At 61.1% G+C, this 22,989-nt stretch carries 18 protein-coding genes; 2 read left to right on the top strand and 16 right to left on the bottom strand.

Annotated elements, in window-relative coordinates; translation table 11 throughout:
- Positions 1-7: 7 nt before the first annotated feature.
- Together B1781_RS08095 and B1781_RS08090 are read right to left on the bottom strand one after the other, a co-directional pair.
- The gene (locus tag B1781_RS08095) at positions 8-970 is read right to left on the bottom strand and encodes an ankyrin repeat domain-containing protein (protein WP_078119182.1); all 963 of its coding nucleotides are present in this window, start codon (positions 968-970) and stop codon (positions 8-10) included.
- Positions 967-1,566: a NapC/NirT family cytochrome c gene (locus tag B1781_RS08090; RefSeq protein WP_078119181.1), complete on the bottom strand. Its 600-nt coding sequence runs from the start codon at positions 1,564-1,566 to the stop codon at positions 967-969. Before B1781_RS08090 ends, B1781_RS08095 begins: the two co-directional genes overlap by 4 nt.
- 124 nt (positions 1,567-1,690) lie before the next feature.
- Here B1781_RS08090 and B1781_RS23135 point away from each other — a divergent pair, with 124 nt between their 5' ends.
- Positions 1,691-1,846, top strand: a complete 156-nt coding sequence (locus tag B1781_RS23135; RefSeq protein ID WP_164513303.1) for a hypothetical protein — start codon at positions 1,691-1,693, stop codon at positions 1,844-1,846.
- Here the strand turns inward: B1781_RS23135 and ppdK are convergent.
- On the bottom strand, positions 1,835-4,606 hold the full coding sequence (ppdK, locus tag B1781_RS08085) for a pyruvate, phosphate dikinase (protein ID WP_078119180.1): 2,772 nt from the start codon (positions 4,604-4,606) through the stop codon (positions 1,835-1,837). The genes B1781_RS23135 and ppdK overlap by 12 nt on opposite strands.
- Before the next feature lie 413 nt (positions 4,607-5,019).
- Between ppdK and gpmI the strand changes: the two genes are divergently transcribed.
- Positions 5,020-6,606, top strand: coding sequence for a 2,3-bisphosphoglycerate-independent phosphoglycerate mutase (gene gpmI, locus B1781_RS08080; protein WP_078119179.1), 1,587 nt, complete (start codon positions 5,020-5,022; stop codon positions 6,604-6,606).
- Positions 6,607-6,633: 27 nt separating this feature from the next.
- Here the strand turns inward: gpmI and lysS are convergent, their stop codons facing one another.
- The 13 genes from lysS to bamA all read right to left on the bottom strand — a co-directional run bounded on the left by lysS (position 6,634) and on the right by bamA (position 22,871).
- Positions 6,634-8,121: a lysine--tRNA ligase gene (lysS, locus tag B1781_RS08075; RefSeq protein WP_078119178.1), complete on the bottom strand. Its 1,488-nt coding sequence runs from the start codon at positions 8,119-8,121 to the stop codon at positions 6,634-6,636.
- 43 nt (positions 8,122-8,164) lie between these two features.
- Positions 8,165-9,263, bottom strand: a protein-coding gene (gene prfB, locus B1781_RS08070) for a peptide chain release factor 2 (protein ID WP_125932256.1) whose coding sequence is annotated in 2 segments (ribosomal slippage) — positions 8,165-9,187 and positions 9,189-9,263 — 1,098 coding nt in all. Because the reading frame shifts where the segments join, the coding sequence is not laid out codon by codon here.
- Positions 9,264-9,313: 50 nt separating this feature from the next.
- The gene (locus B1781_RS08065) at positions 9,314-9,832 is read right to left on the bottom strand and encodes a paraquat-inducible protein A (protein ID WP_078119176.1); all 519 of its coding nucleotides are present in this window, start codon (positions 9,830-9,832) and stop codon (positions 9,314-9,316) included.
- Positions 9,829-11,181 (bottom strand): tRNA lysidine(34) synthetase TilS, encoded by a 1,353-nt coding sequence (tilS, locus tag B1781_RS08060; protein WP_078119175.1) that lies wholly within the window; start codon positions 11,179-11,181, stop codon positions 9,829-9,831. Before tilS ends, B1781_RS08065 begins: the two co-directional genes overlap by 4 nt.
- Entirely contained in the window at positions 11,165-12,121 is a 957-nt protein-coding gene (accA, locus tag B1781_RS08055) for an acetyl-CoA carboxylase carboxyl transferase subunit alpha (protein ID WP_078119174.1), read from the bottom strand. Before accA ends, tilS begins: the two co-directional genes overlap by 17 nt.
- A gap of 94 nt (positions 12,122-12,215) precedes the next feature.
- Positions 12,216-15,785, bottom strand: a complete 3,570-nt coding sequence (dnaE, locus tag B1781_RS08050) for a DNA polymerase III subunit alpha (RefSeq protein ID WP_078119173.1) — start codon at positions 15,783-15,785, stop codon at positions 12,216-12,218.
- 196 nt (positions 15,786-15,981) lie between these two features.
- Positions 15,982-16,554 (bottom strand): ribonuclease HII, encoded by a 573-nt coding sequence (gene rnhB, locus B1781_RS08045; protein ID WP_078119172.1) that lies wholly within the window; start codon positions 16,552-16,554, stop codon positions 15,982-15,984.
- Complete coding sequence (gene lpxB / locus B1781_RS08040) at positions 16,547-17,707, bottom strand: lipid-A-disaccharide synthase (protein WP_078119171.1); 1,161 nt, start codon at positions 17,705-17,707, stop codon at positions 16,547-16,549. The genes rnhB and lpxB overlap by 8 nt, the downstream gene beginning before the upstream one ends.
- Positions 17,708-17,727: 20 nt before the next feature.
- On the bottom strand, positions 17,728-18,501 hold the full coding sequence (gene lpxA / locus B1781_RS08035; protein WP_078121974.1) for an acyl-ACP--UDP-N-acetylglucosamine O-acyltransferase: 774 nt from the start codon (positions 18,499-18,501) through the stop codon (positions 17,728-17,730).
- A 2-nt stretch (positions 18,502-18,503) separates the two neighbouring features.
- Positions 18,504-18,932: a 3-hydroxyacyl-ACP dehydratase FabZ gene (gene fabZ, locus B1781_RS08030; protein WP_078119170.1), complete on the bottom strand. Its 429-nt coding sequence runs from the start codon at positions 18,930-18,932 to the stop codon at positions 18,504-18,506.
- 66 nt (positions 18,933-18,998) lie between these two features.
- The gene (gene lpxD, locus B1781_RS08025; RefSeq protein WP_078119169.1) at positions 18,999-20,042 is read right to left on the bottom strand and encodes a UDP-3-O-(3-hydroxymyristoyl)glucosamine N-acyltransferase; all 1,044 of its coding nucleotides are present in this window, start codon (positions 20,040-20,042) and stop codon (positions 18,999-19,001) included.
- Positions 20,043-20,054: 12 nt separating this feature from the next.
- Positions 20,055-20,576, bottom strand: a complete 522-nt coding sequence (locus B1781_RS08020) for an OmpH family outer membrane protein (RefSeq protein WP_078119168.1) — start codon at positions 20,574-20,576, stop codon at positions 20,055-20,057.
- 15 nt (positions 20,577-20,591) lie between these two features.
- A complete protein-coding gene (gene bamA, locus B1781_RS08015; RefSeq protein ID WP_078119167.1) occupies positions 20,592-22,871 on the bottom strand; it encodes an outer membrane protein assembly factor BamA in 2,280 nt (759 codons plus the stop codon).
- Positions 22,872-22,989: the final 118 nt, after the last annotated feature.

Here is a 22,989-nt window from a genome sequence, read left to right as displayed (position 1 = left end):
CCCGGCGCTATTGAGACCGCTTCGCCTGTGCTTCCGCCAATAACGCGGCAGTTTCAGCATGACCGCGGCGCTTGGCGTAGTCTGCCGCCGACATATCACCGGTATCGGTAAACGCCGGATTGGCACCGGCATCCAGCAACCGCTTAACCACATCGGTGTGACCGGCGTTTGCCGCCTCGAACATCGCCGACCAGCCTTCGTGATCGGAGGCATCGACATTTGCACCGGCCTCGATCAGGGTTTCGACAGCCAACAAGGCGCCGACCTCGGCGGCCCAAGCCAGGGCTGTTGAGCCGTTGCTGTCACGCTGATCGAGCGGCGCGCGCTGTTTGACCAGCACCCCGATCACGCCGACATGACCTTTGCCCGCGGCCAGCATCAGCGCCGAGGCACCGTGCCGATCTGCGGCCGCCACATCGCTACCCGCATCCAACAGCAGCCCGACGGCCTCCACCTGCCCCTCTTCGGCGGCAATCAGCAACGCCGTTTGACCATCGTGGTTGCGCGTGCTGACGTCCGCTCCCGCCTCGATCAGGCGATCGACCACCTCGCTACGACCGGCAGCCGCGGCCATCATCAACGGGTCTTCACCGGCGCGCGACGCGAGCCGCAGACTGGCGCGATTATCGATCAACTGCTTGACCACCTCACCCTGACCAGCTTCCGCCGCCAGGCCGAGCGCGGAAAAGCCTTCGTGGGTTTGGGCATCGACATAGGCACCGTGCTGCAACAACAACGCGACGACCTCGCCGTGCCCTTCCTCGGCGGCATACATCAGCGCAGTCTTGCCCAGTTCGTTGCGCGCATTCGGATCGATGCCGGCCGCAAGCAGTTCGGTGGCGGTGGCAGCGTCGCCGTCGAACGCTGCGCGGATCAGCGCCTTCTCGCGCTCAACGTCGGCCGCTATCGCGGTGTTGAACACCAACAACGCCAACAGAACCGTAGCAATGCGAATTACTGCGCCCATCATTCCGCTGCCGCCTCAGCCGTTTCCAAATCATCGGGTTTGTCCGGGTACTCGTGCGCGATCCCTTTGTGACAGTCGATGCAAGTCCGGCCTTTGACCGGTGCCTGCTCATGCTTGCGGCGCGCCGAGCGATCCTGCTCGCTCAGTTCCATGGTCTGGAAATGATGACAGTTACGGCATTCGCGTGAATCCGTCTCTTTCATCTTGTCCCAGACGCGATTAGCCAGTTCCCAGCGCTTGGCTTCGAACTTCTCCGGGGTATCGATCGTCCCCATGACCTTGTGGTAAATCTCGCTGGTCGCCTGGATCTTGCGCACCACCTTGTACTCCCACTGGCGCGGCACGTGGCAATCGGCGCAGGTCGCCTGCACACCCGAGGGATTGCGGAAGTGCACCGACTCTTTGTATTCCTGGTAGACGGTATCGCGCATCTCGTGGCAACTGATGCAGAAATCCATCGAGTTGGTCATTTCCATGGCCGTGTTGAAACCGCCCCAGAAGATGATGCCCACGACGAAACCCAACACCAGTACAACAAGCGGCGAGCGGCGTCGTAAAAAGCCACGCTTGCGGTTCGGTTCCTGACCGGTCGAATCCATGATGTCATCTCACATTGTGAACGCATCCACGCGCAATCCAACGCGTGGTGGCGGCACCCTGTACCGACCGCGTTCTCCGTTGCCGTTATTGGAAATTTTGAGGGGTGGCAACGGAACTGGCCCGATGATGCGAGATTATGCGCGTTCGCTTATTGATGGATATCAAGCAGATAAGCCACAAGCCGCCAAAACGTCCATTTTTGGCGTCGAAAACCTCGATGGTGTGAACGGCGCCCCTGTTTCGCGGGGCGCCGCCAATCCGAACCCGCTATTCCTGTAGCGCGGCGTGCGCCGCCGCCAAACGCGCCACCGGCACGCGCGGCGCCGAACACGACACGTAGTTCAAGCCCGCCTTGTGACAGAAGGCGATCGACGAGGGATGGCCGCCGTGCTCACCGCAGATTCCCACCGACAACTCCGGCTTGACCGACCTGCCCCACTGCACGGCCAGTTCCATGAGCTTGCCGACACCCTTGGTATCGAGCACCTCGAATGGGTTGTCGTGCAGGATGTTGCTCTGGTTGTACATCGGCAGGAACTTGTTCTCGGCATCTTCACGCGAGAACGAGAACGTCGCCTGGGTGAGATCGTTGGTGCCGAACGAGAAGAAGTCGGCCTCTTCGGCCAGGCATTCGGCACGCATGCAGGCACGCACGACCTCGATCATCGTACCGAACCGGCAGTTCAAGGTCTGCCCGGTTGCTGCTTCGACATCCGCACGAATCTCATCAACATACTTCTTGATCCATCGCAGTTCTTCAGCGGTACATACCTGCGGCACCATCATCTGTGGATGCACTTCCAGACCCTTGGCCGCACATTCGGCCTCGGCCTCGAGGATCGCTCGGATCTGCATCTTGTAGATCTCGGGAAAGGTGATGCCCAAGCGAACCCCGCGGTGACCGAGCATCGGGTTGACCTCGGTCAGCGCGCGTACCTTGCGCAACATCTGCTCTTTCTTGGAGATCGCCGCCTCGACCATCTCGAGGCTGACGAGCTCTTTGATCTCTTGTGCGTGGACGTCGGTCGGCGACTTGTCGATCAACATCATCGAACCGGCAAGCACCTCCATGCCGCGCACCGAGTCACGCAGGTGGCGCAGTTGTTCGAGATCGCTCTGCAGTTGTTTCTCGGTCGGCAGGAACTCATGGATCGGCGGGTCGAGCAGGCGGATCGTCACCGGCCGCGGTGCCATGGTCTCGAACAATCCGCGGAAATCCGCACGCTGCATCGGCAGCAGCTTGTCGAGGGCGACCTGGCGCTGCTCGGTGTTGTCGGCCACGATCATCTCGATCACCACCGGCAGGCGTTCGACCGCGTTGAACATGCGCTCGGTACGACACAGGCCGATACCGCGCGCACCGAACTTCAGGGCACGCGCTGCATCCACCGGCGTATCGGCATTGGCCATGACGCGCAGGTAAGAGACCTCGTCGGCCCACTGCAACAGCTCTTTGAGTTCGTCCGAGAACTCCGGCTCGACCATCGGCACCTGGCCGAGATAGACATTGCCGCTCGAACCGTCGATCGTGATCATGTCGCCTTCGCGGATCACGTGTGTTCCGACGTGCGCCTCGCGACGCTGCACATCCACATGGATGCCCTCGGCGCCGGCAACGCATGGCTTGCCCATGCCGCGCGCCACGACCGCCGCGTGTGACGTTTTGCCGCCGCGGCTGGTCAGGATGCCTTGCGACGCAAAGAAGCCATGGATGTCTTCCGGCTTGGTCTCTTCGCGCACCAGGATCACCGGCCGGCCCATGTCCTTGCCCTGGGTCTCGGCGCGATCGGCGTCGAACACGGCATAGCCGGATGCCGCACCCGGCGAAGCCGGCAGGCCCTGGGCCATCGGCTCACCCTTGAATTCGGGATTGAGCCTTGGGTAGAGCATCTGTTCGAGGTGGGTCGGGTTGATACGCAGCAAAGCCTGGTTCTTGTCGATCAGGCCGGCGCGCACCATCTCGACCGAGGTGCGTACCATCGCCACCGCATTCATCTTGCCGTTGCGCGTCTGCAGGCAATACAGCACACCGCGCTCGATCGTGAATTCGAAATCCTGGATCTCTTTGTAGTGGCTTTCGAGACGGTCGCGCAATTGGTCGAGCTGGCGCGCCATCTCAGGCATCTCGACCGCAAGCTGATGGATCGGTTTTGGCGTGCGGATGCCGGCGACTACGTCCTCACCCTGCGCGTTCACCAGGTACTCGCCGAACAGCTTGTCTTCGCCGGTGCCGGGGTTGCGGGTAAACGCTACGCCGGTCGCCGAATCGTTGCCGCGGTTGCCGAACACCATGGTGCAGACGTTAACTGCAGTGCCGTTGGCCATGTCCGGCGTGATCTTGAACTCGCGCCGATAGTCGACCGCACGCTTACCCATCCACGAACGGAACACCGCCTTGATCGCGATCTCCAACTGTTCGAACGGGTCTTCGGGAAACGGCCGGCCGGTATGCTCGGCAAACACCGCAAGAAAGCGATCGCTGATCTTTTTGAGATCGTCCGCCGACAGGCCGACATCTTCAGTAACGTGCGCCTCCTGTTTGACCGCCTCGAATTCGCGATCGAAGATCTCGTCGGGCACACCCATCGCCACTTTGCCGAACAGCTGGATGAAACGACGGTAGGCGTCATAGCCGAAGCGTGGATCGCCGGTCTGACGGATCTCGCCTTCGAGCGTCGCCGCATTCAGACCGAGGTTGAGGATCGTATCCATCATGCCCGGCATCGACATCGCCGAACCGCTGCGCACCGAGACCAGCAGCGGATTGTCGGGGTTGCCGAAGCCCTTGCCGGTTTGCGACTCGACCTGCGCCATGTGCAGGCGCACCTGGTCCATCATGTCGCCCGGTAGTTCCTTGCTGTCCGAATCGAGGTAATGCAGGCAGGCCTCGGTTGAAATTACAAACCCCGGTGGCACGTTCAGACCAATCTGGGTCATCTCGCACAGGTTGGCACCCTTGCCGCCGAGCAGTTGCTTGTTCTTGCCGTCGCCTTCGGAAAACGCGTAAACCCACTGGTGTTGCGCCGTCTGCGCGTTCATTTCGTCTGAAGCCGTATTCACAGGATGTCTGCCCTTTTGTCATCTTTAGGTCTTGGGAATGCGTTAACTATTAGCACGCTTTGCTGTCGAAATTCGTTACAGACTGACGATTGGCGACGGATATATGTCGCATCAGTGATCAGGGTCAAATGCCGATACACACTGTGACGGCCGGCGCATCTTTCGCATGTTGCGATGCAACGAAACATCAACCCGTTTGTCGAACCTACACGCACCGAGACCGAGCGGAGGTAGCGCGGTTCGCACAACGATGGCGCAGGCACACGCACTGAAACACGCATACCGCGACAAATTGGCTGGCACGAAACCTGTTTACATAGATCAGGCAAGTTGAAGATGGATCGTGCAGCAAACTACCGCTCAGCCGGTTCAGCCACCAGCGAGGTCATCTGATGAGCACCCTAAGCGGCGTACCGCGACGCCCGGTTTTACTAGTCATTCTCGACGGCTTCGGTATCAATCCGGGCCGCCTGAACAATGCCGTCGCGGCCGCGCACACGCCCAATCTCGACGCCTATTTCTCGCGCTATTCGCACACCGCGCTGCACGCCTCCGGTCCTGCCGTTGGTCTGCCCGACGGCCAGATGGGTAACTCGGAGGTCGGCCACCTGACGCTCGGTTGCGGCAGCATCGTGCGCCAGGACGTGGTGCGCATCGACGATGCCATCGCCAACGGCGAGTTCGCGCGCAACCCGGCGCTGACCCAGGCTGTAGAACGGGCCGCCAAGAAGAAGCGCCCGCTGCACCTGATCGGACTGGTTTCGGACGGCGGTGTGCATTCGAGCCTGAATCATCTGGCAGCACTGATCGATCTGTGTCATCAGCATCGGGTCAAACCGCTGCTGCACATGATCACCGACGGCCGCGACACGCCGCCGAAATCGGCACCTCAGTTTCTGCCCGAAGTGGAACCGGCACTGCATGAAGCCGGCGGCGCGATCGCCAGCGTAACCGGCCGCTACTACGCCATGGATCGCGATAAGCGCTGGGACCGTACCGAACTTGCCTGGCGTGCCTTGATCCATGGCGAGGGCCAACACGCACTGTCTGCCGAGGGCGGCATCCGCGCGGCTCACGCAGCCGGCGATGGCGACGAATTCATTCAGCCGCTCCTGCTGCCGTCGTTCGAACCGATCCGCGGCGGCGATGAGGTGGTGTTCTTCAACTTCCGCAAAGACCGCCCGCGGCAATTGGTCGCGGCGTTGGGTCTGGACGACTTCGACGGCTTCGATCGCGGCGATACACCGCGCATCGACGTCACCTGCATGATGGCCTACGACAAGACCTACGGGCTACCCTACGCGTTCGAGCCCGAACGCCCGGCGGTCACGCTCGGCCAGGTGATCAGCGCGCACGGCGCGAAGCAGTTCCGTTGCGCCGAGACCGAGAAGTACCCGCACGTCACCTTCTTCTTCAACGGCCAGCGCGGTGACCCGTATAGCGGTGAAGAGCAGGTCGTGATCCCGTCGCCCAAGGTCGATACCTACGATCACCAGCCCGCGATGAGCGCGCAGGCCGTGGCCGACCAGGTGATCGACGCAATCAAGCGCGACGAGTACGGCTTTATCCTGGTGAACTTCGCCAATGGCGACATGGTGGGACACACCGCAGTGCGCGATGCGGTGGTCGAAGCGGTCGAAACCCTCGACCGCGAGGTCGGCCGGGTGCTCGAAGCGGCGGTGGCCAACGATTATTCGGTGATCGTGACCGCCGACCACGGCAACTGTGAGGAGATGGTCGACCCGTTGACCGATGAGCCACATACCCAGCACACCGTGTATCCGGTGCCGTGCATCGTCATTGACAACGAGACTTGGCAGCTATCGTGCGTCGGCGGCCTGTCGAATATCGCGCCAACCGTGCTGCAACTGATGGGGCTCGATCAGCCGGATACGATGACGGCGCGCTCGTTGCTGCTCAAACCGCTGAACGCGCCGTCGCGGGTCAAGCGCGATCCGTTCCACAGCGCCGCCGCTTGATGGCGACGCTGTTAGGCTGAAAAGCGATCAGACTTCCGGCCGCATGTGCGGGAACAGCAGCACGTCGCGGATCGAGGGCGAATCGGTAAACAGCATCACCAGGCGGTCGATGCCGATACCCTCACCCGCGGTCGGCGGCAGACCGTGTTCGAGTGCCCTGACGTAGTCGGCGTCGAAGTGCATCGCCTCGTCGTCGCCGGCCTCTTTCTCTTCGACCTGACGGCGAAATCGCTCTGCCTGGTCTTCCGGGTCGTTCAACTCGGAGAAACCATTGGCAAGCTCGCGACCGCCGACGAAGAACTCGAAGCGATCGGTAACGAACGGATCTGCGTCGTTGCGGCGTGCCAGCGGTGATACTTCGGTTGGGTAGGCGGTGATGAAGGTCGGGTCTTTCAACTCGTGTTCGACCGTCTTTTCGAAGATCTCGATCTGCACTTTGCCCAAGCCGTAAGTCGGCTTTACGTCGATACCCAGGCGTTTCGCATGTGCGCTCGCCTTTTCCAGATCATCGAGGTCGTCGGCGTTGATGTCCGAGTTGTAGTGCAGGATCGCTTCCTTGACCGACATGCGGGTGAACGGCTTGCCGAAGTCGTATGTCTGGCCCTGATAGGAAACAACCGGATTGCCCAGAATATCGACGGCGATACCGCGCAGCAGTTCTTCGGTGCGATCCATCAGGTGACTGTAATCGACATACGCCTCGTAGAACTCGATCATCGTGAACTCGGGGTTGTGGCGCGCCGACAGCCCCTCGTTGCGGAAGTTGCGGTTGATCTCGAAGACCCGTTCAAAGCCGCCGACCACCAGGCGCTTGAGATAGAGCTCGGGCGCGATACGCAGGTACAAGGCCATATCCAAGGCGTTGTGGTGGGTGACGAACGGCCGCGCCGTCGCACCGCCCGGGATCACCTGCATCATCGGCGTCTCGACTTCGAGGAAGCCGGCGTCGACAAAGTAGCGGCGGATGTAGTCGATGATGCGCGAGCGCATCACGAAGGTCTGACGCGCCTCCTGGTTGACGATCAGGTCGACATAGCGCTGACGATAACGTTGCTCCTGATCGGCAAGCCCATGCCACTTCTCGGGCAGCGGGCGCAGGGCTTTGGTCAGCAGTACGGCTTCATCGAGATAGATGTACAGATCGCCCTTGCCCGATTTGTGTACCGGCCCTTCGCCACCGACGATGTCGCCGATGTCCCAGCTCTTGATCTGGCTGGCCAGTTCTTCGGGCAGGCTCTTCTTGTCGACGTAAAACTGGATACGCCCCGACATGTCCTGGATGACCAGGAACGGACCGCGACGCGCCATGATGCGGCCGGCCACCCGCGCGCGCTGCGCCAGTTCTTCCAATTCTTCTTTCGACTTGTCGCCAAGCCGGTCCTGCAGTTCCGCCGCGAGCACGTCGCGCCGGAAATGATTCGGGAAAGCGATGCCATTCTCGCGGATCACGGCCAGTTTTTCGCGGCGCTGCGCAATCAGTTTGTTTTCGTCCGCTTGGGTGTTGGCGTCTGTCATTTGTCCTTCAACCACTTAAATCTTGTGAATCCCGAGACCGACCTTACAGGCCGCTCTTCAGGCTCGCTTCGATGAACATGTCCAGGCCACCGTCGAGCACGGCCTGGGTGTTGCCCGTTTCGATGTTGGTGCGCAGGTCTTTGATACGCGACTGGTCGAGCACGTAGGAACGGATCTGGCTGCCCCAGCCGATGTCCGATTTGCTGTCTTCGAGCGCCTGCTGGCTCTCGCTGCGCTTTTGCATCTCGAGCTCGTACAGCTTGGCCTTGAGCTGTTTCATCGCCTGGTCTTTATTCTTGTGTTGCGAGCGGTCGTTCTGACACTGGGTTACGAGGCCGGTGGGATTGTGCGTGATACGTACCGCCGATTCGGTCCGGTTGACGTGCTGACCACCGGCACCGGATGCGCGGTACACATCGATACGCAGATCGGCCGGATTGATCTCGATCTCGATCGAGTCATCGATCTCGGGCGAGACGAACACCGAACTGAACGAGGTATGCCGGCGGTTACCCGAGTCGAACGGTGACTTGCGCACCAGACGGTGCACACCGGTCTCGGTGCGCAACCAGCCAAACGCGTAATCGCCTTCGAAACGGATGGTCGCACTCTTGATGCCGGCGACTTCGCCCGGCGACACTTCCATCAGCTCGGTCTTGAAACCATGCTGTTCGCCCCAACGCAGGTACATGCGCAGCAGCATCTCGGCCCAGTCCTGTGCCTCGGTGCCGCCGGAGCCTGCCTGGATATCGAGGAAGGCATTGTTGGCATCGAGTTCACCGGCGAACATGCGGCGGAATTCGAGTTCGGCAACGCGCTCGTCGAACGCGTCGACATCGGCCGCGATCGAGTCGACCGTGTCTTCATCGCCCTCTTCGACGGCCATTTCGAGCAGGTCGGCGCCGTCGCTCAGGCCGGCGGTGAGCTCGTCCATGTTGAGCACGACGCCCTCGAGCAGTGCGCGTTCCTTACCCAGCGCCTGGGCGCGCTCCTGATCGTTCCAGATGTCCGGGTCTTCGAGTTCGCGCAGGACCTCGGTCAGGCGTTCTTTCTTGCCTTCGTAGTCAAAGATACCCCCTGAGAGACGACAACCGTCCCCTCAGATCGGCAATCTTGTTCGTGATGGGATTGATATCCTGCATGGCGCACCCCGGAAAATCTAAACCGGGCATTCTATCTCAACGGCCGGGCTTTACCCAACCGGCGCGGTCGGTGTTTCGATCGCGTGCCGGCTGATCCAATTCGACAGCAGCATGCTCAGCACGACGCTGGCGGCGAAGGCGTAGATGCCGATGCCGACATGCGCCTCGGCCAGCGCGCCGAGCTTGATCGAGACCACCAGCAGGGCGACCACGAACACGTCGAGCATCGACCACTTGCTGTACACCGCCAGCCACTCCAGGTGGCGCCGGTGGCGCTCGCCCTGCGACGGGTCGAAGTTCCAGATCAGGAACAGCGCGATCAGTTTGAGGATCGGGAAGGCAACGCTGAACGAGCCGACCAACGCGAACAGGCCCCACTCCGCCTCCTGGGCCAGGGTCTGCAGTGCCGACAACAGGCTGACCGTGTTGCTGAAGAAGTAGAACTTCTCCAGCGTCAGGATCGGCGCCTGCAGACCGTACAGCAGCAGCGCCAACGACAGCAGCAGTCCCAGGTTGATGGCGATGCCGATACCCGGCCGCCGATAGGCGTAGCTGTTGGTAAAACTCATTCCTTGATCCGCTCCGCGATCCACTCGAGCTGCCAGCCTTGCTCGTCCTCGGCGGCGGCGAACGGTTCGCACACGCAGTAGCCGGCCAGCGCAGCCACCTCGCCGCCGATCAACAGGATCGGGATGCGTTCGCGCTCCCACGGCGGGATGTCGAACGACTGGGCCAATTTTTTGAATGACCGCGTGCCTTCGCGCCCGGCCGGCCGACAGCGCACATCGGCATGCCGGAAACCGACCTGCACCCGGCCGCTGTCCCACATCTGACGACTGATCCCACCCGGGGCGGCAACCCGGCGCAGAACACCGAGACCGGCGGGCAACACGACCTCGTCGCCCTGCCAATCGAACGGCTCGCCGGGCAGATCGAGCCGATGTTGCGCGACCACGTAGGCCTTGCCGCGGAAGCGGCGGATCGCCCGGTCACCGCACTCGATGGTCACGTCGGCATCGCTGCGCGCGTCGCACAGTTGCGACAACGCCTCGTCGAGCCGTGTCAGCGAAAGGCTCGGCAATGCATGCCCGCGCAACCACACGCGCAACAACTTGCGTGCCCTCGCCTTGGGCAACTCACGCAGCATCGACAGCCGCAATGCGCCATCGTCGGATTGCGCTGTCGCGAGGTCCGCTTCGGCGACGCCGAGTATCGTCTCGGCCGCGTCGGCACACAGCTCGGCGCTGCGCGCGATATTGTCGGCCGCCGCCGGCCAGCGCGCGCCGAGCATCGGCATGACCCGGTTGCGCAGGTAGTTGCGGTCGGCAACATCGATCGCATTGCTCGGGTCTTCGATCCAGTGCAGTCGCTTTTCGACAGCCCAGGCATGCAATGTGCGGCGTCGCAACGCGAGCAACGGTCGCGCGTGCCATCGGTTGTGCCAACGGCGACATGCCGGCATCGCCGCCAGGCCCTCGACGCCGGCCCCCCGCAGCAGTTGCAGCAACAAGGTTTCGGCCTGGTCGTCGAGATGATGTGCAGTCAGCAGCATCGCGTCGTCTTCGATCGCATCGGCGATCGCCGCATAGCGTGCCGCCCGCGCAGCCGCCTCGGGGCTCTCACCGGCCGACGGCCGGGCATCGACGCGCAGTGAATGATAGGGAATGCCGCACCGCTCGGCAGTACGCGCGCAGTGTTGTGACCAGTTCGCCGATTCGGCCTGCAGGCCGTGGTCGATGTGGATCGCCGAGACCGGCGCCGGCAACGACGCGCGGATCTGTGCGATCAGGTGTAGCAGAACGGTGGAATCGACACCGCCGCTGAAGCCGACCCAGTAATGGGTCGGGGTGGGCAGGTCATCGTGCAGATGCGCGAGCAGCCGCTGCGCATCGATAGTACATTCAGCTCGAGACGACACCGTACGACATCAGCCTCTCGTAGCGCAGCTCGAGCAGGCGGTCGATCGGTGCGTCGCGCACCTCATCGAGCGCTGCCAGCAACGCATCCTTGAGATTTCGGGCAACCGTATCCGGGTCGCGGTGTCCGCCGCCAAGCGGCTCGGGCACGATCTCGTCGATCAGGTCGAATTCCTTCAGGTGTTTGGATGTTATCGCCATCGCCTCGGCCGCCAGCGGCGCCTTCTCGGCGTCTTTCCACAGGATCGACGCACAACCCTCCGGCGAAATGACCGAGTAAGTGCTGTACTGCAGCATCAACAGGCGGTCGGCCACACCGATCGCCAGCGCGCCGCCCGATCCGCCCTCGCCGATCACGGTGGCGATGATCGGCACACGCAGGCCCGCCATCTCGAACAAGTTGCGCGCGATCGCCTCGCTCTGGCCGCGCTCTTCGGCGCCCACCCCGGGGTAGGCGCCGGGCGTGTCGATGAAGGTCAGTACCGGCATGTTGAAGCGCTCGGCGATCTTCATCAGGCGCAGCGCCTTACGATATCCCTCGGGTCGCGGCATGCCGAAGTTGCGACTGATCTTCTCTTTGGTATCGCGCCCTTTCTGATGACCGATCACCATCACCGGCTTGCCGGCGATGCGCCCCAAGCCGCCGACGATCGCACGGTCGTCGGCGAATGCGCGATCGCCATGCAGTTCTTCGAAGTCGTCGACGATGCGCGCGACATAGTCGAGCGTGTAGGGTCGCAGCGGATGACGTGCGAGCTGCGAAATCTGCCACGGCGACAGGTTGGAAAAGATCTGCTCGGTCAGCGAGCGGCTCTTGCCCTCGAGGCGCTCGATCTCTTCCTGGATGTTGATTTCATTGTCATTACCGACCAGGCGCAGCTCTTCGATTTTTGCCTGGAGTTCGGCGATCGGCTGCTCAAATTCAAGAAAATCAAGATTCATCGTTATTGTGTGGGATAAGACCTTTGGCTAATCGCTAATGATAACCCAATGCGACCGGCCGAATCGTCCCGGCCGCACGTAAAGATCACCATGATCAACCCGATTGTGCGAAACCCATGGCCGAATCCCTGGTTTCGGGTACTGCTGCACGAAAACGTAGTTTCAGTGCATCGCTTCCTAAAAGACGATAGGCCTGACGCAGAAAACCGTCACCCGGCTTGATGCGCCACGCGCTGCCGAACTTGAGCAACACCTCGGCATCCGGCCGCTGGTAACGCAGGCGCACGTCGCAGCTACCATCGCGTACCGGTTCGAGCAGCCCTTTGAGCTCGCGTATGATCGCCTCGGTCGACAGACCGCGCTGCGCCATCGTCGTACTGCGCAACGTCAGCTCGATACTCGATGCACGCACCAGGCGCGCGTCTTCGATACCGCCGACCTTGTCGGCGCGAATACTCAACCCACCGCGATACTCATCGTGCACCAGGGTGCCTTCGACGATCAGCACCCGATCGTTGGCGATCTCGTCGCGATACTTTTCGTAGGTTTCGCTGAACAGCGCCGCCTCGATACGCCCGGTCTTGTCATCCAGCAACACCGACGCCATCGTGCCACGCTGGGTGTTGCGTCGATTGACCGCGACCACCATGCCGGCAACCGTGACCTTCTTGCCGCCGCCGCGCCGACCGCGCGCCTCGCGCACGTCATCCAGGCTCAGCCGGGCGATCCGGCTGCTGATCAGGGCCTTGAGGTCGGCCGCGTAGAAATCGATCGGGTGCCCGGTCAGATACAGGCCGAGCGTTTCTTTCTCGCCGGCCAGCCGCTGATCGTCGTCCCATTCCTCGATCTCGTCCGGCACGATGCCGGACACCGGTTCGACCGGTTCGGGTTCGGACATGCCGAACAGATCGTCCTGCCCCGCTGCCAGCATTGCCGCGTGCTGTTCGGCCATCTTCAGCGCCAACGGCAACTGAATCATCAGCGTGGCGCGATTCGCCCCCAGGCGATCCAGGGCACCGGCGCGGATCAGGGATTCGAGCACCCGCCGGTTGACCTTCTTCAGATCGATTCGCCGGCAGAACTCAAACATGTCGCGGAAGACGCCGTCGCGCTGGCGTGCCTCGACGATCCCTTCGATGGCGCCCTCACCGACGCCCTTGATGGCGCCGAGTCCGTAAACCACAGTGTCGTCGCCATCGATTGTGAACATGTAGCTGGAACGATTGACGTCCGGCGGCTCGACCTTCAGCTTCATCGCGCGGCATTCTTCGATGAAGGTCACGACCTTGTCGGTGTTGTCCATATCCGACGACAGCACCGCCGCCATGAACGCTGCCGGATAATGCGCCTTCAGCCACAAGGTCTGGTAAGAGACCAGCGCGTAGGCCGCCGAGTGCGACTTGTTGAAGCCGTAGCCGGCGAACTTCTCCATCAGGTCAAAGATATAGGTGGCGGTATCCTCTTCGACGCCGCGTGCCACCGCCCCCTTGCGGAAGATCTCGCCCTGCTTGGCCATCTCTTCCGGTTTCTTCTTGCCCATCGCACGCCGCAGCAGGTCGGCGCCGCCGAGCGTGTAGCTGGCGAGTACCTGGGCGATCTGCATGACCTGCTCCTGATACAGAATGACGCCGTAAGTCGATTGCAGGATGGGTTCGAGATCGGGGTGCGGGTAGACCACCTCCTGGATACCGTGCTTACGCGCGATGAAGTCGTCCACCATGCCCGACTGCAGCGGACCCGGGCGGAACAAGGCCACCAGTGCGGTGATGTCGTCGAAACAGTCGGGCTGCAACTTGCTGATCAATTGCTTCATGCCGGCCGATTCAAGCTGGAACACCGCGGTGGTCTCGGCGCTCTTGAGCAGCTTGAAGGCGTCGACGTCGTCGACCGGGATGGTCGCGATATCGATCAGCGCCTCGTTGGTCTTGCCCTTCTCGGCATTGATCGTCTTCAGCGCCCAGTCGATGATCGTCAGGGTACGCAGGCCGAGGAAGTCGAACTTGACCAGGCCGGCCGCCTCGACGTCGTCCTTGTCGTACTGCGTGACCAGGTTGGTGCCGTCGGCTTCGCAGTAAAGCGGGCTGAAATCGGTCAGCTTGCCCGGCGCGATCACCACGCCCCCGGCGTGCTTGCCGGCGTTGCGCGCCAAACCCTCGAGCTGCTTGGCCATATCGATCAGCTGGGTGATCTCTTCGTCGGTCTCGTAGGCCTGCTTGAGGTCTTCACTCTCCTGCAGTGCCTTGTCGAGCGTCATGCCGATCTCGAACGGCACCATCTTGGCGACGCGATCGGTGAAGCCATAGGCGTGGCCGAGCACGCGGCCGACGTCGCGCACGACTGCCTTGGCGGCCATGGAGCCGTAGGTGATGATCTGCGATACCGAATCTCGACCATACTTGCGCGCCACGTAGTCGATAACGCTGTCGCGCTTGTCCATGCAGAAGTCGACGTCGAAGTCGGGCATCGACACACGTTCGGGATTGAGGAAGCGCTCGAACAGCAGGTCGTGTTCCAGCGGATCGAGATCGGTGATCTTCAACGCATAGGCCACCAGCGACCCGGCACCCGATCCACGCCCCGGACCCACCGGCACGTCGTTGTCTTTGGCCCACTGGATGAAGTCGGCAACGATTAGGAAGTAGCCGGGAAAGCCCATGTTGATGATGACGTTGAGCTCGATCTCAAGCCTTTCATCGTAGGGTTTGCGCTTCTCGGTGAAATCGTCGTCGTTGCGATCGAAGATGCGATCAAGACGCCATTCGAGACCCTTGCGCGATTCCTCGCGAAAGAACTCGTCGATCGTCATGCCCTGCGGGATCGGGAAATCCGGCAGGAAGTTCTTGCCGAGCGTGATCTCGAGATTGCAGCGCTTGGCAATCTCTACCGTGTTTTGAATGGCCTCGGGGATGTCGGAGAACAGCTCCGCCATCTCCTGCGGCGAGCGCAGGTATTGTTGCTCGGAATACTGCTTGGTGCGCCGCGGATCGTCGAGGGTGCGCCCCTCGTGGATACACACGCGCACCTCGTGTGCGGCGAACTCGTCGGGGCGCAGAAAACACACGCCGTTGGTCGCGACAACCGGCACGGCCTTCTCTGCCGCCAGTGCAACGCTCGCATGCAGACAATCTTCTTCGTCGGTGCGCCCGGTTCTGACCAGTTGCAGGTAGTAGCGATCACCGAACAGGGCCAGCCAGTCATCCAGCCGCTGCTCGGCCAGTTGGCGGTTTCCGGATAGCAGGGCACGTCCGACATCGCCCTCTCGACCACCCGACAAAGCGATGATGCCGCGCGTACTCTCCGGCGTGAACCACTCACGATGCATCATCGCGCGACCGAGGTGCTGACCTTCACGGTAGCTGCGCGAGACCAATTCGGTAAGGTGCCGGTAGCCCTCGTTGCTCTGTACGAGCAGCACCAGGCGGTCAGGCTTCTGCGCATCATCCGGATTGTGAATCCAGGCATCGACGCCGCCGATCGGCTTGACGCCCGCCGCGATGGCCGCCTTGTAGAAGCGCACCAAAGCAAACATGTTCGATTGATCAGTCAGCGCGACCGCCGGCATGCCCTGCTCGGCCACCCGCGCGACCATCGGCTTGATGCGCGCAACACCGTCCACCAGCGAGTACTCGGAATGCACATGCAGGTGGACGAATTCGGCTGACATACGGCGATTCGGGACCTAGGTGGGGTCAGAAGAGCGAACAGGATACCGTGCCGCGGCATGGGCTTCCAGCACCGTTTGCATGCCCGGGTCACGCATTGGAAGATGCAAAGATCGAGCGCAGTTATTGCTTAGATATCAAATGACTACGACATCTTTCCCAGACCGAGCACCATGCTGCGCTTGATCCGAGCGTGCGTTATGCCAGTAGCTTGCGAACCGGCCCGAACGAGCGCCGATGGATCTCGCTGATGCCCAGTGCCTGCAAGGCTTCGAGGTGCTTCTTGGTCGGATAACCCTTGTGTATCGCCAGGCCGTAGCCGGGATAGCGCGCGTCCAATTCGACCATCTCACGGTCGCGCACGACCTTGGCAATAATCGACGCGGCCGAGATGCAGGGCTCGCTTCCATCGCCGCCCACGATCGCCTCGGCGCTGCACGGCAGCTGCTTGGGGAGCTTGTTGCCATCGACCAGGGCGTGGCCGGGTGCCACGGCCAGTGCAGCGACCGCACGCTGCATCGCCAGCAGACTGGCGTGCAAGATATTCAGTTCGTCGATCTCGGCCACTTCGGCGCGCCCCACGGCCCACGCCAGCGCCTGATCACATATCTGCGGATACAAGGCCTCGCGCTTCTTCTCACTGAGCTTTTTCGAGTCGGCCAGGCCGGCGATCGGCCTGTTTGGATCGAGGATCACGGCCGCCGCCACAACCGGTCCGGCCAACGGACCGCGGCCGACCTCATCGACGCCGCACACCAGAACTTCAGACAATGCCCCGCTCCTTCATCAATGCAATGACTGCCGCCGCGGCTTCGCGATTGGTATCCGAGCGCATCGACTGGTGGATCTCGGTATAGCGCGCTGCGATGCGCTCGCGCAGAGCGTCGTCTTGGAAGAACCGACGCAGTGGCGGCAGCAGGTGTTCCGGCTCGCAATCGTGTTGGATCAGCTCCGGCGCGAGTCGCTCGTCCGCCAGCAAATTGGCCATTGCGACGTGCGGCACCTTGACCAGTTTCAACAGACGCGCCAACCAATAGGTGGCGGCCTGCACCTTGTAGCCGACCACCATCGGACGTTTGCTCAGCAGGCCTTCAAGCGTCGCGGTACCCGAAGCGGTCAGCACCACATCGCCGGCGGCCATCGCGTTGCGCGCATCGCCGACGACGACCTGTGCATTGAGCGACGGCGTATAGCGTTGCCGCTCCGCCATCAGCAAATCGCGTGTTCTGTCGTTGACCAGCGGCACCACGACGCGCAGGCCGTCGATTTCGCGCTGCAGTACCTGCGCGGTCTGCAGAAACGGTCGCGCCAACCGCCCGACTTCGCCACTGCGACTGCCCGGCAACACGGCGAGCACCGGCGCGTCACCCGGTATACCGAGGCGTTCACGCGCACCTGCCCGATCGGGACGCAGCGGCATCTCGCCCGCCAAGGGGTGTCCGACATAGTGGGCCGACACCTGGTGACTTTCGAGAAAGGCATTTTCGAACGGAAAGATCGTGAGCAGCAGATCGACCGCTCGGCGAATGGTTTTTACCCGACTGGTACGCCAGGCCCATACGGTCGGGCTGACATAGTGCACCGTCGGTATCCCGCGTTCGCGCAATCGCGTTTCGACCGTGAGATTGAAGTCCGGCGCATCGACACCGATGAACAAGGCCGGCGGCGTGTCGCGCCAGCGCGCGAGAATCTGGCCGCGCAGGCGTAGTAGCCGCGGCAGATGATGCAGGACCTCGAACAACCCCATCACCGATAGGCTGTCCATCGGCTCCCACTGGTCGATCCCTTCGTTCATCATCAAGGGACCGGCCACCCCTTCAAACTGGAGCTGCGGCATTTCAGCCTTGAGTGCGCGCATCAAGCCGGCCGCGAGCAAGTCGCCTGAAGGCTCTGCGGCAATGATACCGATGCGCAACGGCTGCATGGGCTGGGGTCTGAACCGATTCAGCGAACGATGCTGCGTTCGCTGGCCTCGAGGAAGTCCGCCATGATGCGCAGTTCCTCGCTGGCATCGGCGGCAGCCACGATCTGCGTGCGTGCCTCAGCCAACGGCAGACCGCTGTGGTAGAGCGTGCGGTAGGCCTGTTTGATCGTTGCAAGCTGGTCGGCGCTGAACTTGCGGCGACGCAGGCCCTCGCTGTTGATGCCGTGCGGCTTGGCAGGATGGCCACCCACCATGACATACGGCGGTACGTCTTTGCTGATCACACTGCCCATCGCAGTGAAACAATGTTTCCCGACGTGGCAGAACTGGTGAATGATGCTGAATCCACCAAGGATCGCCCAATCATCGATATGTACATGCCCGCCCAGAGAAGCGGCATTGGCCATGATGGTGTTGTCACCGATACGGCAATCGTGCGCGATGTGGGCATAGGCCATCAGCAGGTTGTCACTGCCGATCGTGGTCAACGATTCGTCTTGCGTGGTGCCGCGGTGGATGGTGACGAACTCACGGATCTTGTTGCGATCGCCGATCTCGAGAAACGTCTGTTCGTGCCGCTCGTATTTCTTGTCCTGCGGGTCTTCGCCGATCGACGCAAACTGATAGATCAGGTTGTCGCAACCGATAGTGCATGGACCGTTGATGACGACGTGCGAACGAATCTCGGTACCCTTGCCGATCTTCACACCGGCGCCGATCACTGCGAAGGGACCGATGCTGACCCCCTCATCGATCTGCGCTGACGGATCAATTACCGCACGCGAATCGATCACACTCACAGGTTCCGCGCGGTGCACATGATCTCGGCAGAAGCTACGACACTGCCGTCGACTTTGGCCTCGGCAGAAAACACCCATATCTCGCGCTTGTGCTTGAGCACTTCGACTTCGAAGATGAGTTGGTCGCCAGGCACCACCGGGCGCTTGAAGCGCGCCTTGTCTACGCCGACCAGGTAATAGATAGCTTCTTTCGGCACATCGGCGCTTTCCATTGCCAACAGGCCAGTTGCTTGCGCCATGGCCTCGATCAGCAGCACGCCCGGCATCACCGGTTTGCTGGGAAAGTGTCCCTGGAAAAACGGCTCGTTGATCGTTACGTTCTTCATCGCCACCAGACGTTTGCCCGGCTCGCTCTCGAGTACCCGATCAACCAGCAGAAACGGGTAACGATGCGGCAGCAGGCTTTGAATTTGCTGAATATCCATGGCGTCTAACGCAACCTCCGGAAACTCTTTATCTTTGCTATTTGTCGTACCGGCAGGCAGCCGGTCTCACCCTTGTTGCTCTTTTTGCTCACGCAGCGCCGCAACTTCCTGTTCGAGTGATTTTATCCGTCGAACCATATCATCCAGTTGGCGCAAGCGGGCGAAATTCTTCAGCCAGACCGCATGCTCCATGGCAGGAATGGTGCCCGTATAGACGCCGGGCTTTTTGATCGAACGCGTGACCGAAGTAACGCCGGACACGTGCACATGATCAACCAATTCGACATGACCGGTCACGCCGGCACCACCGGCGATCGTACAGTAGGCGCCGATATGCGATGAACCGGCAATCGCCGAACGTCCGGCCATCGCGGTATGTTCACCCAGGTAAACATTGTGCGCGACGTGCACCTGGCTATCGATCTTCACACCGTTTTGAAGCACGGTATCCCCGATCGCACCGCGATCTATCGACGAGCATGAGCCTACCTCGACATCGTCGCCGAGTACCGCCCGACCGATCTGCGGCACTTTCACCCATGCCCCATCATCGTTGGCCAGGCCAAACCCGTCGCCGCCGATCACTGCGCCGGGATGAATCAGGCAGCGCTTGCCAAGCTGCGTATCGCTGCCGAGGGTGACCATTGCCACCAGGCGGGAGCCGGCACCTACCACCGAACGGTCCAGCAGCACGCACCCCGGCCCGATCACCACGTCGTCTTCAATAACGACATTGGCGCCGACATAGCTGTTGACCCCGATATGTGCGCTGTCTGCCACCGTTGCCGTATCGTGTACAAAGGCGCCCACGGCAGCACCAGGCGAGACAGCCTCTGGCGGGTACAGCGCGGTGACGACTCTGGCGTGCGCAAGGTAGGGATTGTCGGCGACCAGGCAATCGACGTTGCAACGCTCGGCATCTTCTGCTGCGAGAATCACGGCCGATGCCCTGGTGGTATCGAGATAGGTTCGATAACGCTTGTTGGCGAGAAACGAGATCGCGCCCTCTTCGGCATCCTGCAGCGTCGCCACATGGTTTATCAACCGGTGCGGATCGCCACGCAGTTCCGCTCCGGTGAGTTCACTCAAGGCCTGTAAAGTGAACTCCACGCAACCTCCGTATCAATCGCTTGCCACAGCAAGTTCGCGCATTCTGGCGAGGACCTTGTCGGTGATGTTGGCGCGCTCGGATGCCCAGGTCACGCCGCTTTCCAGCACGATATCGAGGTTCTCGGCCTTGGCGACTTCCGCAATCACCTCGGACAACACGCGGCGCAGCCGATCCATTTCGGCACTCATGCGCAAGCGGCGATCACTCTCGAGTTCTTCTTTCGCGTTGCCCAAGCGAAGCTTGCGCGAACGGATATCGCGCTGCAGGCTTTTCGCTTCCGGGTCGGTCATCAACTCGCGATCTCGCTCGAGCTTCTCTTCGAGTTGGGTGATCTGGCTATCCTGTTCTGCGATCTTCTGTTCGCGCGCAGAGAACTCGGATTTGATCTTCTGACGAACCTCGGCGACCTGTGGTGCTTCGGTCTGCAGACGAATCACATTGACGACGGCAACCGTAACCTCTGCCGCATTGACGTACGCCGGCAACAGGCATACCGCCAAGCCGAGCAATGCAAACCAGCGCCTGATCATCATCACACCTCCAGCCAATCAGAAGGTCGAACCAAACGAGAATTGAAACGATTCTTTCTCGTCCTGGCTGTCTGTTTTCAATGGGAACGCGTAGCTGATGGTCAACGCACCGATCGGCGACAACCAAGACAATCCCAGGCCCGTCGAATAGCGGAACTCATCGGGATCGAAGAAATCATCGTCGGTGTCCACCACGCTACCGAAGTCAACGAACGCCGCCAGACGCAAGGTATCGCTCTTCTTCACGAACGGCGGCGGGAACAACAATTCGAGGCTACCGGCGTACATGGCGTTGCCGCCCAGCGGGTCCTCTTCGGAATCACGCGGGCCGATCGAGCGCGAGGCATAGCCACGCACACTGCCCGGACCGCCGCCGAAGAAGTTTTCGAAGAACGGCAGTTTCTCGGTATCGCCATAACCGTCGCCATAACCGATCTCGCCGGCCAACGACACGACGACATCACCGCCGAGCGGCCAATAACGTCGGTGCTCGTACGAAATTTTGTAATACGTCAGGTCACTACCCGGCACGGAGGCCTCGGCATACAACGACTGCAAGGAACCCTCGTTCGGGAACAGGGCCGTATCGCGCGAGTCGTGGCGCCAACTCAGGTTGACCTCGAAGTTGAGGAAGGTATTGCCCTCGCGATCTTCGAACGCCTCGATCTCGTTGGACGGGTTCTCACCCAGTTCGAAATCGATATGGTGGATCGACGCACCGAAGTTGAAGCGGTTGAATTCGCTCAACGGGATGCCGAACGTCATACCGAGAACGCCGTCGTCGGTTTTGTAGTCCGCGGTATCCAGATCGTCGAAATCGGTGGTGCGGTAGCTGATGTCAAAGCCGCGGCTGATGCCGTCGATCGTGTAGTAGGGATTCAGATAGGAGATCTGGTAGTGCTGGTTTGCATCACTGGTCTTGAACGCCAACGACACTTTTTTGCCGGTGCCGGCAAAGTTGTCCTGGTTGATCGCGGCATTGACCACCAGGCCATCAGACTGCGAGAAACCGACGCCGGCCAGCAACGAGCCTGACGGCTTTTCGTCGACACTGACATTGATATCGACTTCGTCGGCAGAACCCGCGACGGTCGGTGTCTCGACGGACACATTGTCGAAGTAACCGGTACGCTGCACGCGCTCGCGCGACAGCTTGAGCTTCTCGCCCGAGAACCATGCCGCCTCCATCTGACGGAACTCACGGCGCACCACCTCGTCGCGGGTACGCTGGTTGCCGCGGATGTTCAGGCGACGCACATAGGCGCGCTTGCCGGGATCGACGAAGAAGGTCACGGCGACGGTTTTGTTCTCTTCATCGATCTCGGGAATGCTGTTGACGTTGGCGAACGCATGCCCGAGATCGGACAGCTGTGCCGATATGCGGTCACTACTCTCGACAATGTCTTTGCGCGCAAACGGCTGACCGCGCTTCAGGTGGATCAGCGGGAAGTATTCCTCGGGCTCGCCGACCAGATCGCCGGCCAGGCGAATGTCGCTGATGGTGAACACATCCCCTTCAGCGATGTTGATCGTGATGTAGATATCCTGCTTGTCGGGCGTGATCGTGACCTGCGTCGAGTCGATCTTGAAGTTCACGTAGCCACGGTCAAGGTAATAGGAACGCAGCGTTTCGAGGTCGCCGGCGAGCTTCGGCCGCGAGTATTGGTTGTCTTTGGTCAGGCGCGACAACCAACCACCGGTCGACAGTTCAAACTCGTCAAGCAGGTCTTCCTCGTCGAACGCCGTGTTGCCGACGATGTTGATCTTCTTGATCAAGGCCGTTTCGCCTTCGACCACATCGATATCGATCGCGACCCGGTTACGTTCCAGCGGCGTCACCGTCGACGTCAGTTTGACCGCGTACTTGCCCTGGTTGTAGTACTGCCGCTGCAGTTCCTGTTCGATGCGGTCGAGTACCGAACGTTCGAAGGTTCGACCCTCGGCGAGGCCGATGTCTTTCAGGCCTTCCTTGAGCGCATCGGTGTCGATCGATTTGTTGCCGGAAAAGTTGATTTCGGAGATGGCCGGTCGCTCGGTCACGATAACCACGAGCACGTCACCGTGCTTTTCGAGGCGCACATCCTTGAAAAAGCCGGTTTTGTACAGCGCCCGGATGATGTCCGAGGTGTGGTCGATATCGATGACATCGCCCGGCTTGACCGGCAGATAATTGAACACCGTGCCGGCGGTGATGCGCTGCAATCCTTCGACGCGGATGTCGTTGATACGGAAACCGTCAGCGATGGCGTGGGTGGCACATCCGAGCAGTAACAGAATAACCCAGAATCTTGCCCGCATATGCTCTCTCTTGTTTACCGGTTTCCTGTTTTTATTGCACCCGCACGTAAGAAAGTGCCGGCCACGTAAAGCCGGGGATTATACGGTATCGGCCCGGGCAAAAGTAGGCTCGGTAACG

Origin of the sequence: Thiosocius teredinicola (genome assembly GCF_002009425.1) — a bacterium.
In the GTDB taxonomy this organism is placed as follows: Bacteria; Pseudomonadota; Gammaproteobacteria; order Chromatiales; family Chromatiaceae; genus Thiosocius; species Thiosocius teredinicola.
The sequence above is the reverse complement of the archived record's forward strand: the minus strand, read 5'-3'. Positions and strand labels throughout refer to the sequence as shown.